The sequence below is a fragment of the Corynebacterium humireducens NBRC 106098 = DSM 45392 genome (genome assembly GCF_000819445.1).
GTDB classification, from domain to species: domain Bacteria; phylum Actinomycetota; class Actinomycetes; order Mycobacteriales; family Mycobacteriaceae; genus Corynebacterium; species Corynebacterium humireducens.
On sequence record NZ_CP005286.1, the window covers coordinates 134,077 to 149,408 of the forward strand.

At 69.6% G+C, this 15,332-nt stretch carries 13 protein-coding genes and 1 pseudogene; 8 read left to right on the top strand and 6 right to left on the bottom strand.

All coding sequences use genetic code 11. The features are described 5' to 3' along the window. The first annotated feature begins 1 nt into the window (after position 1). The 5 genes from B842_RS00635 to B842_RS00655 are packed head-to-tail and all read left to right on the top strand — an operon-like array spanning position 2 to position 3,473. On the top strand, positions 2-295 hold the full coding sequence (locus tag B842_RS00635) for an RNA-binding S4 domain-containing protein (protein ID WP_040084614.1): 294 nt from the start codon (positions 2-4) through the stop codon (positions 293-295). Beyond that, complete coding sequence (locus B842_RS00640; RefSeq protein WP_040084615.1) at positions 296-1,114, top strand: VOC family protein; 819 nt, start codon at positions 296-298, stop codon at positions 1,112-1,114. Then, on the top strand, positions 1,104-1,394 hold the full coding sequence (locus B842_RS00645; protein WP_040084617.1) for an MGMT family protein: 291 nt from the start codon (positions 1,104-1,106) through the stop codon (positions 1,392-1,394). Before B842_RS00640 ends, B842_RS00645 begins: the two co-directional genes overlap by 11 nt. Beyond that, on the top strand, positions 1,391-2,431 hold the full coding sequence (locus B842_RS00650) for an NAD(P)-dependent alcohol dehydrogenase (protein WP_040084618.1): 1,041 nt from the start codon (positions 1,391-1,393) through the stop codon (positions 2,429-2,431). The genes B842_RS00645 and B842_RS00650 overlap by 4 nt, the downstream gene beginning before the upstream one ends. A 1-nt stretch (position 2,432) precedes the next feature. Next, positions 2,433-3,473, top strand: coding sequence for a YihY/virulence factor BrkB family protein (locus tag B842_RS00655; RefSeq protein WP_052437643.1), 1,041 nt, complete (start codon positions 2,433-2,435; stop codon positions 3,471-3,473). On the opposite strand, the gene B842_RS00660 is transcribed toward B842_RS00655, so the two are convergent. After that, a complete protein-coding gene (locus B842_RS00660) occupies positions 3,458-4,360 on the bottom strand; it encodes an alpha/beta hydrolase fold domain-containing protein (protein ID WP_040084620.1) in 903 nt (300 codons plus the stop codon). The two genes, B842_RS00655 and B842_RS00660, sit on opposite strands and share 16 nt — an antisense overlap. A 117-nt stretch (positions 4,361-4,477) precedes the next feature. On the opposite strand from B842_RS00660, the gene B842_RS00665 reads away from it, so the two are divergent. Further along, positions 4,478-5,098, top strand: coding sequence for a CG0192 family protein (locus B842_RS00665; RefSeq protein WP_040084622.1), 621 nt, complete (start codon positions 4,478-4,480; stop codon positions 5,096-5,098). A gap of 56 nt (positions 5,099-5,154) precedes the next feature. Here the strand turns inward: B842_RS00665 and B842_RS00670 are convergent, their stop codons facing one another. Beyond that, positions 5,155-7,095, bottom strand: coding sequence for a M13 family metallopeptidase (locus B842_RS00670; protein ID WP_040084623.1), 1,941 nt, complete (start codon positions 7,093-7,095; stop codon positions 5,155-5,157). A gap of 44 nt (positions 7,096-7,139) precedes the next feature. Between B842_RS00670 and B842_RS00675 the strand changes: the two genes are divergently transcribed. Beyond that, positions 7,140-7,751, top strand: coding sequence for an LPS-assembly lipoprotein LptE (locus B842_RS00675; protein WP_156119389.1), 612 nt, complete (start codon positions 7,140-7,142; stop codon positions 7,749-7,751). A 254-nt stretch (positions 7,752-8,005) separates the two neighbouring features. Then, positions 8,006-8,464: pseudogene (locus B842_RS13920) on the top strand (PrsW family intramembrane metalloprotease); the annotation flags it as partial. A 109-nt stretch (positions 8,465-8,573) separates the two neighbouring features. Here B842_RS13920 and B842_RS13330 read toward each other — a convergent pair. The 4 genes from B842_RS13330 to dprE2 form a co-directional block, all read right to left on the bottom strand. Then, on the bottom strand, positions 8,574-9,047 hold the full coding sequence (locus B842_RS13330) for a DUF1622 domain-containing protein (protein WP_174520271.1): 474 nt from the start codon (positions 9,045-9,047) through the stop codon (positions 8,574-8,576). Between the two features lie 62 nt (positions 9,048-9,109). Next, positions 9,110-12,499, bottom strand: a complete 3,390-nt coding sequence (locus B842_RS00685) for an arabinosyltransferase domain-containing protein (protein ID WP_040084628.1) — start codon at positions 12,497-12,499, stop codon at positions 9,110-9,112. Positions 12,500-12,515: 16 nt separating this feature from the next. Beyond that, on the bottom strand, positions 12,516-14,561 hold the full coding sequence (locus B842_RS00690; RefSeq protein ID WP_040084629.1) for a galactan 5-O-arabinofuranosyltransferase: 2,046 nt from the start codon (positions 14,559-14,561) through the stop codon (positions 12,516-12,518). Between the two features lie 2 nt (positions 14,562-14,563). Then, positions 14,564-15,325 carry a decaprenylphospho-beta-D-erythro-pentofuranosid-2-ulose 2-reductase gene (gene dprE2 / locus B842_RS00695; RefSeq protein WP_040084631.1) on the bottom strand — a complete coding sequence of 254 codons (762 nt, stop codon included), beginning with the start codon at positions 15,323-15,325 and terminating at the stop codon, positions 14,564-14,566. Between the last annotated feature and the right edge of the window lie 7 nt (positions 15,326-15,332).

Below are 15,332 nucleotides of genomic sequence, written 5' to 3' on the forward strand. Positions count from 1 at the left end.
CATGCACGCCCATGATGTCGCGATCCGCGACGAGACGATCAAGCTCGGCCAGTTCATCAAGCTCGCCAGCCTGGTGGCCACCGGCGGTGAGGCCAAGGACGTCATCGCCAACGGCGAGGTCACGGTCAACGGCGAGGTGGACACCCGCCGCGGCAAGACCCTCCGCCACGGCGACGTCGTGTGCCTCGCCGGCACCTGCGCGCGCGTGACCGCGGCGGACCCGGACGAGGACGACTACTTCGACGAGGCCACCGCCAATGATGATTTCGACCCGGAGAAGTGGAGAAACCTCTAGATGCCTGCTTTCGAGGCCACCGGCGGTATGCCGTACTGGATTGACCTGACGACCTCGGACGTGCGGAAGTCCACGCACTTCTACGCGCAGCTGCTCGACTGGGAGATCGACAGCCGCGACGACTCCGACTACCGCATCGCCCGTGTGCAGGGCCTGCCGGTCGCCGGCTTCATCCCGCAGCCGGAGGAGGGGGGCGCTTTCCCGGACACCTGGATCACCTACTTCCTCGCCGACGACATCGACGCGCAGGTCAAGCAGATCGAGCGCCTCGGCGGACGGGTGCTCGCGGCCCCGACGGAGGTCGGCATCGGCCGTATGACCCTGCTCATCGACGCCGCCGGCGCCCTGTTCGGCCTCATCGAGCCCGCCGGCGAGGACTACTTCATCGCCGCCGGCGAGCCCGGCACCCCGGTGTGGCACGAGCTCACCGCCACCGCCGGCTTCGAGGACGCCGTGGACTTCTACCACGGCCTGCTCGACTGGGAGCTCGTGGCCCAGGCGACGGGCGAGGACTTCACCTACACCACCGCCGTGGCGGAGGGCGCGCCCTTCGCCGGCATCTGGAAGGCCGAGGGCCAGTTCCCGCCGCAGGTCCCCAGCTTCTGGCAGTCCTACCTGGGCATCGTCGACCTCGACGACGCCGTCACCCGCGTCCCCGAGCTCGGCGGCGAGATCATCCGCGAGCCCTGGGACTCCGAGTTCGGCCGCATGTGCATCATCGCGGACCCGACCGGCGCGACCGTCACCCTCGCCGAGGTGGAGGCGTACGTCGAGGAGGACATCCGCGAGTCGGATCCGCTGCAGGACGTTGAGTTCTAGCGGGCTCTCCGATCTGCAGGAGAGGGTGCTCGCGGCCGTCGACACGCTCGCTCCGGGGGAGGTGAGCACCTACGGGGAGATCGGCGCGCGCGTCGGCGCCGGCCCGCGGCAGGTGGGCCGGGTGCTCGCCGAGGTCGGGCACCTCACCGCCTGGTGGCGCGTCGTGCGTGCCGACGGCTCCTCGCACGACCCCGCCGCCTCCGTCCCGCACTGGGACGCCGAGGGCATCCCGCACAACGGGCGGGCCGTGCGCTGGTCCGACTACCCTCGGGAGTCATGAGGACTGTTCGTGCCTGGGGTGTCCCGGGGTTCGCTGAGCCGCTGGAGCCGGTGACCATCACGCGCCGCGACCTGCGGGAGGACGACGTGTCCATCCGCATCGAGTTCGTCGGCATCTGCCACTCGGACATCCACACCGCGCGCGGTGACTGGGGGGAGCGGGCCTACCCGCTGGTCCCCGGGCACGAGATCGTCGGGATCGTGGAGGATGTCGGCGCCGACGTCACCACCCACCGCCCGGGCGACCGCGTCGGCGTCGGCTGCTACGTCGACTCGTGCGGCAGCTGCCACCCCTGCTCGCTGGGCGAGATCTCCTACTGCGAGGAGGGGGCGACGCTGACGTACGGGGGCGTCGAGCGTCGTGACGCGAGCGTCACCCAGGGCGGGTACTCGCAGCTCATCGTCGTGCGGGAGGACTTCGTGGTCCGCATCCCGGAGGGGCTGGACCCGGCGGCGGCCGCCCCGCTGCTGTGCGCCGGCATCACCACCTACGCGCCGCTGCGGCACTGGGGCGCGGGCCCGGGCAGGCGCGTGGGCGTCATCGGCCTCGGCGGGCTCGGGCACGTCGGCGTGCGGATCGCCGCCGCGATGGGCGCCGAGGTCACCGTCCTCTCCCACTCGGACGCCAAACGGGAGGACGCCCTGCGATTCGGCGCCACCCGGCACGTCTCCACCGCCGACGGCCTGCCGGAGGACCTGCACAACCACTTCGACCTCCTCCTCAACACCGTCTCCGTCGACCTCCACACCGACGCCCTCCTCCAGCTGCTGCGTCTCGACGGCGCCCTCGTCCAGCTCGGCCTCCCGCCCGGCGCGCTGGAGGTCCCGGTGCGTTCGCTGACGCAGAGACGCCGCTCGGTGAGCGGTTCCCTGGTCGGCGGGATCCGGGAGACGCAGGAGATGCTCGACTTCTGCGCCGCCCACGGCGTCACCGCCGAGATCGAGCTCATCGACGCCGCCGCCCTCAACGAGGCCTACGACCGAACGATCAACTCCGACGTCCGCTACCGCTTCGTCATCGACGCCACCACCTTCTGACATGAGTACCGCCTCCGCACGTCGCCCACGCCTGAGCAGCCACGGCTGGCGCTACGTCACCGGCCGCGTCGCCCACGAGTTCTGGCTGGGCGGGGGCCCCGACCTGGCGGCCAAGCTCACCTTCTTCACCGTGATGTCCTTCGCCCCGACGATCCTGGCGATCTACTCGCTGGCCACGCTCGTGCTGGCCAACAACGCGGAGCTGGTGGAGTCGCTCATCGCGGACTTCATCGCCGGGTACGTGCCGGGGGAGTACCAGGAGTCGGTGCGTGGCGTGCTGGAGATGGTCATCGGCTCGCAGCGGGGCGGCGTCGTCGGCGTCATCGTCGGTGTGGCGGTCGCCCTGTGGTCGGCGTCGGCGTACGTGCGGGCGTTCTCCCGGACGGCGAACACCGTGTACGGGCAACCGGAGGGTCGTTCCATCCCGCGGTTGTGGGCGACCATGTTCCTGCTGACGTTCGCGCTGCTGGTCGGCATGGTGGGCATCCTCGTGTCGGTGATGCTCAACGAGACCGTCGTCAACGCCACCCTCGGCCTCATCGCAGAGCCGCTGGGCCTGGGCGGCACCCTGGACTTCCTGCTGGGGGCGTTCCTGCCGGTGTGGCGCTGGGTGAAGTGGCCGGTGATCCTCGCCCTGGCCACCGTGCTCATCGCGGTGCTGTACTACTTCACACCCAACGTCCGGCAGGCCCGCTTCCGGTGGCTCAGCGTCGGCGCGTTCGTGGCGCTGCTCGGCCTGGCCCTGGTCAGCGGGGGCTTCTGGTTGTACCTGTCCTACTTCTCCTCGCTGAGCTCCTACGGGGCGATCGGCACGATCCTGGCCTTCATGTTCGTCCTCTGGGGTTTCAACATGATGCTGGTGCTCGGCATGAAGGTCGACGTCGAAGTGGAACGCGCCCGCCAGCTCAAGGAGGGGCGGAAGGCGGAGCGGGAGATCCACCTCCCGCCGCGCTCCACCCGCCAGGTCGAACGCACCGAGGCGATGCAGGAACGCCTCGAGGAACGCGGCCGCGACCTGCGGAAACGCTACCTGGCGGACTGAGCGCGCAGGAACTCCGCCACGTCGGCGATCCTCTGACGCGCCACCTCCGGGGTGGACACCCGGTGCCGGGAGACGTACTCCCTCACCTCATGGTCCCCGGTCCCCGGACGCCCCGCGATCTCGTCCTGCAGGGCGATCTGCACCAGGCTCGGCGGCCAGGCGGCCGGCTCCGGCACGACCGCCGCACCGCGGATGTCCTCCGGCAGGCCGGCGACGGAGTCGAGGTCTGGGAAGGTGAGCACGAGGGCGTCGAAAAGCGAGGCGTTGAGCGCGGCCAACGCCGCACCCGAGGAGTAGCCCCAGCCCGTGATCGACGTGGCGTTGTGGTGCTTCGCGATGCCTACCGCCTTCCGCACCGTGTCATTCATGTCCGCGAGCGTGCTCTGCGGGGCGAGCGGGTAGTCCAGGTCGAGGATGACCGTGCCGGAGCGCTGCGCCGCGGCCGCGACCTCCGGGCGCCACGCGATCTCCAGGGCGTTGCCGGAGCCGCGCCACCAGCCGCCGGAGTGGAAGGAGATCGCCCACGCGCCCGTCGGCTCGGAGGGCGTGAAGAGGCGGCCGCCGACCTCCGGGACCTCGGACACCTCGATGCCCTCCGCCCAGACGACGCCCGGCATGGAGTGGTCGAGCCCGGAACCGAGCATGAGCATCGCCGCGTGCGTGATGCGGTCCGGCAGGCGGGCGATGTAGTTGTCCGCCGGATCAGGGTCACCGCTGCCGCCCCTCCACGGGGGCGTGAAGTCGGGGAGGTCGTAGTGGGCGTCGATGTAGGAGTACAGCTGCTCGAGCTGTTCCTCCGCGGGCATCTCCCGCTCGACGCCGCCGACCCGGAACTCGGCGCGGTGCTTCTCTTCCTGCAACTGCTCAGCTGTCTTCTCATCGCTCATGACGGACAGCCTAGTTGCGTCAGAGCCCATACGTGGGGGGTTATATCGGACTACGCTGGGGGCAAGAACCCGGAATCACCCTGACAAACGCATACGAATCCAAGGAGCACACAGATCATGAGCGGTGAAGTCCTCATCTACGATGCAGTTCTGGACCCCGACAAGGATGATCTCGCCGCCCGTTACGCCGGCATCGTCACCCTGCTGGGCAGCTACCGCCTGGTCGATCCGGAAGGGGAGGTCGGCATCGAGGTGCTCATCGGCTCCGATCTGGACGGCCGCGGAGTGCAGCTGCCCCTCACCTACCGTTCCGCCGAGCTGGACCCGGCGCACACCCTCACCGAGATGGACCACAGCGTGCTCGGTCGCCGCTGGGTGTCCAACGCCCTCGGTGACCCGGTGGCCGTCACCCAGCTGATCCGCACCATCCTCGAGGGCGACGACGGCGCCACCCGTTCCGACGGTGTGCCCGCCGCCCTGGACATCCGCGGCTCCGGCAAGCAGGAGAAGGTCGAGATCACCAACCTCAAGCTCACCGAGGTCACCCGCCAGCGTGCCGTCGGCCACGCGAAGTTCGACGGCCAGACCCGCAACTTCCAGCTGCTGATCCCGCATCTGCTGCGCCGCCTCAACCGCGCCGGCGTCGACGCGGACACCGCCCGCCTGCACCTGGTCGGGTGGCTGCCCTCCATGCCGGAGAAGCAGCGCGTGTGCGCGGAGCTGAGCATCCGCGATTAGTCCCCCCGACCTGACTGTGGCCCGTCCCTCCTCAGGGTGGCGGGCCACAGTTGCGTCTACCAGATGGTCACGCGCTCGTCAGGACGGATCCACATGCCGGATTCCTCGGTGACCTCGGGGAAGGCCTCGTAGAACTCCGCGATGTTCGCGGCGATGACGTTGCAGCGGAACTCGGCGGGGGAGTGGGGGTCGATGGCCAGGTACTGCTGCGCCATCTCCGGGCGGATGGCGGTGCGCCACACGCGGGCCCAGGACAGGAACAGCCGCTGCAGGCCGTTGAACTCACGTCCGGCCAGCTCCGGGGAGGCGTTCTCGACCTCGAAGGGCAGGACCGGGGAGGTCTCGAACGTCAGGTCCCGGTCCGCCAGGTAGCGGCGGTACGCGACGACCGCGATGCCCAGACCACCCAGGTCGCCGATGTTCTCGCCGAGGGTGAACTCGCCGTTGACGCCCTCGGACTCGATGCCCGCCTGCCGCAGCACCGACGGGATCAGGCCGGTGAACTGGCCGACCAGCTTGTCGGTGAGCTCGGTGAACGCCGCGCGGTCCTCGTCGGTCCACCAGGACTGCAGGTTGCCGTGGCCGTCGTACTGGGAACCCTGGTCGTCGAAGCCGTGGCCGATCTCGTGGCCGATGACGGCGCCGATCGCGCCGAAGTTCTCGGCGGCGTCCATGTCGGGGGAGTAGAACGGCGGGCGCAGGATGGCGGCGGGGAAGGTGATGTCGTTGACCACCGGGTTGTAGAACGCGTTGACGGTCTGCGGGGTGGAGAACCACTCGTCGCGGTCCGCCGGCTTACCGATCTTGTTGAGCTCGTAGTCCTGCAGGAACGCCGACGCCGCCCGCACGTTGTCGAGCAGGTCCGCGCCCTCCGCGGAGAAGTCCAGGCCCTCGTAGGAGCGCCACACGTCCGGGTAGCCGATCTTCGCCTTGAACTGGTCGAGCTTCTCCAGCGCCCGGCCCCGCGTCTCGGCGGTCATCCACGGCAGGTCCGTGATGCGCTCGCGGTACGCCTCCACGAGGTACCCGACGAGCTCGAGCATCTCGTCCTTGGAGGACGCGGGGAAGTGCTTCTCGACGAAGATCCGCCCCACCTCCTGCCCCACGAGGGACTCCACCAGGCTGACGCCCCGCTTCCAGCGGTCACGCTGCTGCGTCGCCCCGGAGAGCAGGGTGCCGTAGAACTCGAAGTTCTTCTCCCCGACCTCCTCCGGGAGAACACCCGCACGGGAACGCAGGATGTGCCACGTCGCCCACAGCTGCCAGTCGGCGAGACGGTCGTCGGTGAGCAGGGAGGCCAGGTGCTCGACGTAGGAGGGCATCATCGACACGAGACGCTGCTCCGGCAGGCCGGTGCCGACGAGCAGACCCCGGATGACACCCGGCAGGGAGTCGAAGGACACCGGGTTGTAGGTCTTCACCGCGTCCCGCGTGGACACGACGTCCCAGTGGCCGGCGGCGATCTCCGTCTCCAGCGCGACGATGCGCTCGGTGGCGACCTCCGGGGACAGGCCGAACAGACGGACCGGGTCGAGGAAGCCCAGCATGTCGACCACGTGGCGTCGATAAGCGGCGACGACGGTGGCGTGCTGCGGCTCGCGGTAGTACGCCTCGTCGGGCAGACCGAGACCGGACTGGATGAGGTAGGCGACGGCGTCCTCGGAGTCGGAGTCCTTCTCCACCCAGAAGGTGAGAGGCGCAGCGACACCGAGACGCTCCAGCTCACCCAGACGGACCGCGAAGGCGGCGGCGTCGGGGGCGCTGAGGAGGTCGAGGTCGGCGTCGAGGGGCGCCATGCCCGCGGCATTGACCCCCTCGACGTCCATGAAGGAACGGAACAGGGTGCCGGCGCGGCCGGTGTCGGTCTCGATGATGTCGCGGACGTCGGCTTCGGCGTCGTCGCGCAGCTTGTGGAAGGTGCCGTCGACTCCGCGGTCCTCCGGAATCACATGGGCGGCGAGCCAGGGGCCGTTGACGTAGGCGTAGAGGTCGTTCATGCCCACAACTCTAGGTGAGCGGCGGCGCATTAGTCTTGGGTCTCATGAGACAGTATCGCCTTCAGCCGACGACGGACCGGACGTGGTGGTCGACCATGTTCGGGGTGACCGCCGTCATCCTCCTCCTCCCGGCGGCGCTCCTGCTGGTGGTCCCCACCCGTGACGTGTCTGAGAGGGTGGAGCTCGGCCTGTCCCAGTACGACTGGACGATCCCCCTCGAGATGGAGTGCCGCCCCTCCACGGACGTCCTGGTCAAGGGCTGGACCTGCGGCCCGGTGCTCATGCAGACCCTCATCACCGAGGGCGGCACCGACCCGGACCGCACCCTCCGCCGCATGATGCGGGCGCTGGTCTTCGGCCCCGTCTCCGAGGACGCGGAGATGCTCCGCGAGGGCGACGCCCGTATCATCATCGACCAGACCAACCGCGCCGTCGGGATCTCCCTCGAGGGCACCGGCGAGAACAGGGGCCTGACGATGGTCGCGCTGCTCTCCGGACCCGGCGAGCACCTTGCGCCGCTGTCGGACACCATCTGGCGGGAGTTCACCGGCAACGCCCTGTCCGCGGGCGCGCAGGAGGCCATCGCGTCGACCTCCGGGGACCGCGACGGTGGTCTCCGCCTCCCCATCGAGCTGACCCAGGTGATGGCGGAATGAGCCGGCTGTTCCGCATCACCCTGATCCTGCTGACGGTCCTGGGGACGCCGGTGTTCCTCTACTTCTTCATCGGCATGAACCTCTTCTTCTCCCCGGTCGGTGCCGTGCTGGGCATCGTGTTCGGCGTGGTCTACGTCCTGCTCGTCGTGTGGCTGCTCAGCCGTTCCCCCATGTGGCCGGAGGCCTCCGGCGCCGGGCGGAAGTGGGTGCTCGCCTCCCTCCTGTGGGGAGGTGGCGTCAGCTTCACGCTGGTCATGCTCGGCGGCATGCCCATTCTCACGCTCATGGAGCGGCTCAGTCTGGTCATGGTCTCCGCGTCCTTCGGCGGCGCCTACCCTGAGGAGATCGCCAAGCTGCTCGGCGTGGGCGTCCTGCTGTTCACGTTCCGGGCGCTCAACCGGCCGTGGCACGGATTCGTCACCGGCGCGCTCATCGGCCTCGGCTTCGAGGTGACGGAGAACGACATGTACGGCGGCTTCGGCGCCATGCTCGACCCCAACAATGACCTGGACGGCACCCTCAGCATGTGGGGGCTGCGCGTCATCGCCGGCCCCGGCCTGCACATCATCTTCTCCGCCCTGGCGGGCTGGGGACTGGGCCTGGCGGTGTTCACCGCCGGGAAGTCGCGGGCCTGGCGCATCCGGCAGGCGGGCGGCTGGCTGTTCGTGGCCTTCGCCCTCCACTTCGCGTGGAACCTGCTGTGGCCCACCGAGCGGGCACAGATCATCAGCTACCTGGTGGTGGCGCTCGTGATGTACCCGCTGTTCATCTGGGTGTGGCTCCGGGCGCACCGGGCGGCCCGGGAGGACGTGTCCTACGCCTTCACCCCGGGACCGGTGACGTCGTTGGAGGGCCTGCGGGCCCTGGAGACCCTCCCTGCGGCCCGGTCGGCCCCGTCGACGACTCCGCCGGCACTGCCCGCCCCTGAGCAGCCCGCCCCTTCTGCCACGGCCACCGACCCGTGATCTCCAGCTCCAGGGAGAAGCTGAGGAAGGTCCGGATCACCACGATGAGGCCGAGCACACCCACCGAACGGAACGTCGGGGTGACCGCCACTGTGCGGATGATGTCGGCGGCGACGAGCAGTTCCAGCCCGAGGAGGATCGAGCGTCCCAGGCGCTGCCGGTACTGGTGGTAGACGTCCTCGCCGCCGCCGTGCCGCCGGTTGCGCAGCAGCGCCGCGCCGGCGAGGACGGTGGCCAGGGCGATGCCGGTGACGATCGCACCGACGCCGGCGACGTCGACGACCTTGCCGGTCACCTCCATCGCCTCCTGGAAGCTCCAACCCGGGCTCATGGCCCCAGGATAGTCCGGACCGGGGGAGCCCGGTCCGGACCCGGACCTGCCGGCGGCCGGTCCTAGCTGCCGGTCGTGATGTTCATCTCCGAGGGCTTCCACCAGCCGGAACGCTGGATGACCTCATGGTCGATCTCCGCCTCGACCGGGGCCTCGCCGACGGAGTTGGTGCGCAGACGGTAGATCTCGATGGAGCCCCAGTCGCGGTGCCAGTCGCGGGCGGTGTAGCTGGGCAGCTCGTAGGAGGAGTTGACCGCCTCGGCGGTGCCCATGACGCCGCCGCCGTCGTAGTCCTGGAACGGGGTGAGGGTCGTCTTGCCCGGGTGGTCCGGGGAGATGCGGTACTCGGGGATCTCGGCGACGCCCGCGTAGTGGTCGAAGGTGCGCTGGCAGGGGAACTGCAGGGCGACGGACCAGTCGAGCAGGCCGGGCTTCTCGGAGCCGATGACGTTGTTGAGCGAGTCGAGGGTGGGCACGCGCGGCGGGGTGAAGGCCAGCCACTGTTCCGGGTCGAGGCTCAGGTCGGTGGCGACGATGCGGATGACGTTCGCCTCCTCCGGCAGCGCGTTGATCGGCAGGCGCAGGTTGCGCCACGAGGGCTGCGGGCCGATGTCGAGGAGCTCGATCTCGTCGACGTCGGTGACGCGGCCGTCGGCGCCGCGGGTGCCGTACTCGAGGAGCAGTTCCTGGCCCTCGTGGAGCACGCCGTTGATGTCGTGGTGCTCGATGCGGCCGGCGGCGGAGACGACGATGAGCGGGGCCTCGTCGGTGTGCTCGGGCAGTTCGTACCAGGAGGTGGTGATGCTGGCGGGGAACTGCTGCCCGTCGGTCCAGGAACCGACGACGGGCACGCGGGTGTAGTCGAGGTCGAAGGGCAGGCGGGCGCGCGAGCCGTTGACGCCGACGTCGGCGCGGGTGCCGCCGGTGTTGCCGGTCTCCTGGCCCGTGGCCTCGTCGGAGCCGCCGGAGTTGTCGCTGTCGGCGATGGCGCCGACGGAGGAGGTGTCGACGGCGTCCTGGTTGATTGTCGGCGGGACGTTGTTGGCCTCGAAGCCGCGGTTGTCCTCGGACTCGAGGGACTCACCGAGTTCCACGCCGCCGACGGGGGTGAGGAAGGAGTCGTTGGAGTTCGTCTCCACGAGGGCGTCGTTGGCGAGGCTGCAGGTGTCGCCCGTCAGGGAGCGGAGGTTGCCCAGTCCGATGGAGTAGGCCGGGGTCTGGGAGACGAAGCCCTTGGCGAACGACGCCATGGAGAAGAGCGTGATGAGCGCGCAGGCCACGGCGATGGGGGCGGCCGCGACGCCCGCCCAGTGGCTGCGCTTGCGGGCCGCGGCGGCCTCGGTGGCGGCGAGTTCGTCGACGGTGCCGTGGGTCTCGGCCCGGGCGGTGCGGATGCTGCCGAGGAAGGACTGCAGCACGCCGACGACCAGGACTGCCAGGGCGATGAAGAGCATGATCGTGGAGGCCTCGACGGCCCGGTACTGGATCGTCTTGTCGAACCACGGGATGCCGAAGCTCGAGACGTACCACCAGCCGTTGATGCCGGCCAGGGAGATGGCGAGGATGAACAGCACCGCGCCGATCATGAGCGTCCGGGCGCGGGGCGACCGTACCGCCAGGGCACTGAGCGCCACCGCCGCCAGGGCCGCGAGGGCTCCGGCGATGCCGGCGTACACGCCGAAGTGGTGGGTCCACTTCGTCGGCGTGAACATCATGAAGAACATGGTGCCGAAGATGATGAGCACCAGACGCAGCGAGGGGTCCTTCGCGGCGCCCGGCACCCGGCCGTTGCGCAGGATCGCCGCGATGACGATCGCCAGCGCCAGGAACATCATCAGCACCGCGAAACGGCGGGTGAAGGAACCGTCGACGGTCTGCTCCATGAGCGTCTGGTAGCGCACCCACTCCTCGTACCAGTGGAGCGCGGGACCCTTCGCGGAGCGCACGCGGATCGACTCGAGCACGGACGCCAGCGTCTGGTCGCCGAACACGGCGAGGAGGATGGCGGTTCCGGAGGCCAGGAAGGGGGCGAGCATCGCGGCGAGTGCCGTCGCGATGCTGCTTCTCGACGCCCGTCCCGTCGCACCCCCCGCCCCCAGCAGGGGCAGGCGGCGGTAGATGATGCGGATGAAGCTGGACAGGGACGCCAGGAGAGCGGCCACGGCCATGAGGCCGGTCGGGCCGGCGCCGAGGGCGATGGTCGCGAGGATGACGCCGACCGCGGCGGGCAGCAGGCGGGAGGTGGCGATGGAGCGCTCGAAGGAGGCCCAGGTGAGCAGGGCGACCATCGCGATGATCGGCTCCGGGCGGGTGCCGTTGTTGTACGGCAGCCAGAAGGCCAGGAACATCATGGCGGCGGTCCAGTGGGCGACGCGGCGGCCGTCGATACGCGCGCCGAGACGCGGCAGGATCTCCCGCGAGAGGACGAACCAGATGATCAGGCCCGAGAGCAGCGCGGGGACGCGCATCCACACCGAGGCCGTGGAGACCTGGCTGAACAGGGCGAGCATGTCGTAGAACGGGGAGCCGAAGGGCGACTCCGGGACGCCGAACCAGCGGTAGTAGTTCGCCATGTACCCGGCGTTGCCGGACACCCGCGCCATCGTGAGGATGAAGCCGTCGTCCGAGGTGTTGGCGCCGAAGATGTGCCAGTACGTGAGGACCGCGCCGACGATGCCGTCGAGGGGGCGGGGACGCCACCAGCCGGCGGGGAGGAAGCGGCGGGCGGAACGGCCGTCGAGGCTGTCCATCCGGTGCAGCGCCCACAGGGAGACCAGCAGGGCGAGGAGCCCGCCGAACATGGACACGTACTTCAGCGCGGAGGGGGAGGAGGTGAAGCGGGAGTTGATCTCGACGTCGGCGGTGAGGCCGGCGTCGACAAGCGTGGCCGCGTCCCCGTCGATCTCCGTGTAGATGCCGGTGACCTGCGGGCGGACGTCCTCCTCCTCGATGATCCCGCGGTGTTTCGTGCCGGGGATGGTGACGCTCGTCTCCTCCTCGGTGGAGGAGATGGTGAGCACGGCGTCGTCGGGAAGCGCCGCGACCTCCTCGGAGGTCAGCTCGAAGGGCACCTGGTTGCGGACCACCACGTCGAGCCCGCCCTCCCATGAGCGGATGAACATGCCGCGGGAGGTGGCGTCGGTGGAGTCGGCGGGCAGTGTCGACAACAGCAGCGTCTGCCCGTCACGGAGGCCGCCGAGGGCCTCGTCGACGGGCAGACGGATGTCTATCTGCTCCGGTGCGAAGGACACCAGGGGGGCGTTGACCGAGGTCAGGCTGTCACCCTGGGGCCACGAGAGCGAGGACTGGGTCTGGTTGACCGGGAGGAATGGCGTCAGCAGGAACAGCACGAAGCCGAGCAGGCCCGAGATGATCGCGACGTTCTTCAGCCACCCCGGTGCCACTGGAGTGGCAGGAGGTGACCCTCGGTGAGACACGGCAGTAACAGACACAGATGTGGAGTCTACGTCAGGACGCGCCCTTCACCCGGGTTGCCACCACAAACGGGCCTATCTGGGTGGTCTCCCAGTCCTCCCCGGTGAACACGTCCGGGTCGAAGTAGATGCTGCGGTAACGCACGTTCGGGTTGTTCGGGTAGATGTCCTCGGCGATGTGGGACTTCCACCCGGCGTTGGGCGCGGCATCCTCGGAGACGTCCAGCGTGCCGCGCAGGAGGAACACGTCCGGGCTGCGCCACGGGGCGTCGTCGAGGGTGGCGGTGAACTCCTCCGCGGAGCTCGCCCACGAGCTCTCCGCCCAGCGCAGGATCGTGTCGTTGCGGGCCCGGAACTCGCCGAGCGGGTTCGCGTAGTGGCTGGTGAAGGCCTGGAACCCGAAGTAGGGGTTGTAGGCGAGGAAGTTGATCTCGTCGGTGAGCACGACGGTGTCCAGCGGTTCGTGTCCGTGGGAGCGGATCTCCTCGTCGATCTGCGCGTAGTAGCGGCCGGCGTCCGCGGCGTACCGGTCGGCACGTTCGCCGTAGCCGTCGGTGTCGGAGTGCGCGCGGTCGATGGCGCGCTGGTTCTGCACCGGGATCTGCTGCGCGTAGTGCAGTCCCGCGGCGGTGAGGATGAGGACCATGATGATGGTCACGTACCGACGCCCGCGTGCCCGCAACCGGTCCGGGTAGAGGACGTCGAGCCCGGAGAGGCGCAGTTCGGCCAGAGCGAGGACACCGGCGGTGGACAGCTGCAGCACGATGAGGGTGTCCACGCGGAAGCCGAGGAGGGTGGTGCCCGCCAGGGTGGCGATCATCGACGCCAGCGACCACAGGTAGAAACCGATGAGGCCGATGGTCATGCTGCGGGCGTCGTTCGTGGAGAAGCGGAGCACGAGCCAGACCAGGCCGATGAGGCAGAGGACACCCACCAGGGACAGGGAGAGGAACGGGGCGGGGATCTGGGCGCCCTCGACCGGCAGGTAGTGCGGGGCGGTGGAGCCGTCCGTCGGGTGCCCGGTGACGGTGAGCCACAGGTACGGCGTCCAGACGAGCGCCGCGATGCTCAGGGAGATCGACCCGAGCACGACGAGCCGGATGATCGGCGCCCAGGAACGCAGCACCAGGATCGCGAAGACGGTGCCCAGGGCGACCACGGAGAGGGCCACGACCGCGGTGTACAGCGTGTAGAACGACGCCGAGACACCGAGGAAGAGCGCGGTGCCCACGAGGGCGAACCAGGAACCCCGCAGCGCCCGGCCGGCGAGGACGGTGGCGGCGGGCACGCCCAGGGCGGCGACCGCCCCGTAGGGCTCCTCCGAGGCCATGACCAGCATGACCGCGGTGGACACCAGCGCGATGCCCACCGCGACAGGCAGGGAGCCGGTGATCCGCTGCCACACCGGCACCAGCAGGCAGGCGGCGACGCCGAGGGAGACCAGCGCCCACGGCTGGTAGACCTCCCAGCCCGGCATGCCGAGGAGGTTCGCCATCCGGCCGCCCAGCCAGAACCAGCCCAGCGGGTAGTAGGTGGGCAGGTCGATGTAGTTCATGTCCTGGTTGGCCAGCGTCGTGGCCATCCGGGTGAGGAACTGGGTGCGGAATCCCTGGTCGATGTGGATGCCGTCGAGGTAGAGACGTGTCGAGGACAGCGGGATCGCCGTCGTGGAGACGATCAGCGCCGCCGGCGACAGGTACGACACCAGGTAGGTCAGCCAGACCCGCCACCGCGGCCGGTGGAGCACCAGGTCCGGCACGGTCCGGCCGACGTTCCCGTCGGGGCCGGGTTCCGGTTCATGGGACTCCAGCTCCGCTTCCCGACGCCGCGCCGCCCGCTGCTCGTCCAGCGCCCACAGGACGACGAGCGTTCCGACGACCGCCAGCAGCAGGAGGGTCGCCGCCGTGGACAGCGCGTACGTCATGTTCGACGTGTTGAACGCCGGCCAGCTGGTCATCCGCAGGATGAACCAGGCGGCGAACGTGAACACGCCACCACCGACCCCGGCAGCCAGGAGGCCCGTCAGGACGCCCCGTCTGCTCAGTCGGTCGGTGGTGTACTCCTCGGTGGCAGTCGACATGCCTAGAAGGGTAGCCTGCGGAAAATCTGACGCGGGATCACGTTGAACACCGCGGAGACGGCCTCGAAGGCGGGGTGCACGAAGATGATGTCGCGGCCCTTGATGACGCCCTCGACCGTGGCCTTCGCCACCTCGTCGACGTCCACGGTGAGCGGGGCCTCCTTGACGCCGGCCGACATCTTCGTCCGGACCTGGCCCGGGCGGACGACGAGCACGTTCGCGCCGGAGCCGCGCAGAGCCTCACCCAGCTGGGTGTAGAAGCCGTCGAGGCCCGCCTTGGAGGCGCCGTAGACGAAGTTGGAGCGGCGCACGCGGACACCCGCGACCGAGGACAGGGCGACGATGGTGCCGTGGCCCTGCTCCCGGAAACGCTGGCCGAGCAGCACGCCCACCGACACGGGGCCGGTGTAGTTGATCTGGGCGGACTCGACGGCGGCGGCCTGGTCCTGCCACAGCGCCTCCTGGTCGCCCAGGGTGCCGAACGCCACGATGGCGACGTCGACGTCGCCGTTGGAGAACGCCAGGTCGACGACGTCGGGGTGCGACTCGAAGTCGGTGGCGTCGAAGTCGATGACCTCGACGTCGGTGGCGCCGGCGGCGCGGACCTGTTCCACGGCGGCGTCGATACGCGGGGAATCCTCACGGGCGGCGAGGATGACGCGGGCGGGACCGCGTCGGAGGAACTCGGAGACGATGCCGAGACCGATCTCGGACGTGCCGCCGAACAGCAGAATGTTCTGGGCCTGGCCCACTGCGTTGAGCATGGTGTGT

What these genes read in the sequence shown, in the direction of transcription:
- B842_RS00635 (WP_040084614.1), top strand. Translation starts at nt 2, where the DNA reads ATGCACGCCCATGATGTCGCGATCCGCGACGAGACGATCAAGCTCGGC.
- B842_RS00640 (WP_040084615.1), top strand. Translation starts at nt 296, where the DNA reads ATGCCTGCTTTCGAGGCCACCGGCGGTATGCCGTACTGGATTGACCTG.
- B842_RS00650 (WP_040084618.1), top strand. Translation starts at nt 1,391, where the DNA reads ATGAGGACTGTTCGTGCCTGGGGTGTCCCGGGGTTCGCTGAGCCGCTG.
- B842_RS00655 (WP_052437643.1), top strand. Translation starts at nt 2,433, where the DNA reads ATGAGTACCGCCTCCGCACGTCGCCCACGCCTGAGCAGCCACGGCTGG.
- B842_RS00660 (WP_040084620.1), bottom strand. Translation starts at nt 4,360, where the DNA reads ATGAGCGATGAGAAGACAGCTGAGCAGTTGCAGGAAGAGAAGCACCGC.
- B842_RS00665 (WP_040084622.1), top strand. Translation starts at nt 4,478, where the DNA reads ATGAGCGGTGAAGTCCTCATCTACGATGCAGTTCTGGACCCCGACAAG.
- B842_RS00670 (WP_040084623.1), bottom strand. Translation starts at nt 7,095, where the DNA reads ATGAACGACCTCTACGCCTACGTCAACGGCCCCTGGCTCGCCGCCCAT.
- B842_RS00675 (WP_156119389.1), top strand. Translation starts at nt 7,140, where the DNA reads ATGAGACAGTATCGCCTTCAGCCGACGACGGACCGGACGTGGTGGTCG.
- B842_RS13330 (WP_174520271.1), bottom strand. Translation starts at nt 9,047, where the DNA reads ATGAGCCCGGGTTGGAGCTTCCAGGAGGCGATGGAGGTGACCGGCAAG.
- B842_RS00690 (WP_040084629.1), bottom strand. Translation starts at nt 14,561, where the DNA reads ATGTCGACTGCCACCGAGGAGTACACCACCGACCGACTGAGCAGACGG.
- dprE2 (WP_040084631.1), bottom strand. Translation starts at nt 15,325, where the DNA reads ATGCTCAACGCAGTGGGCCAGGCCCAGAACATTCTGCTGTTCGGCGGC.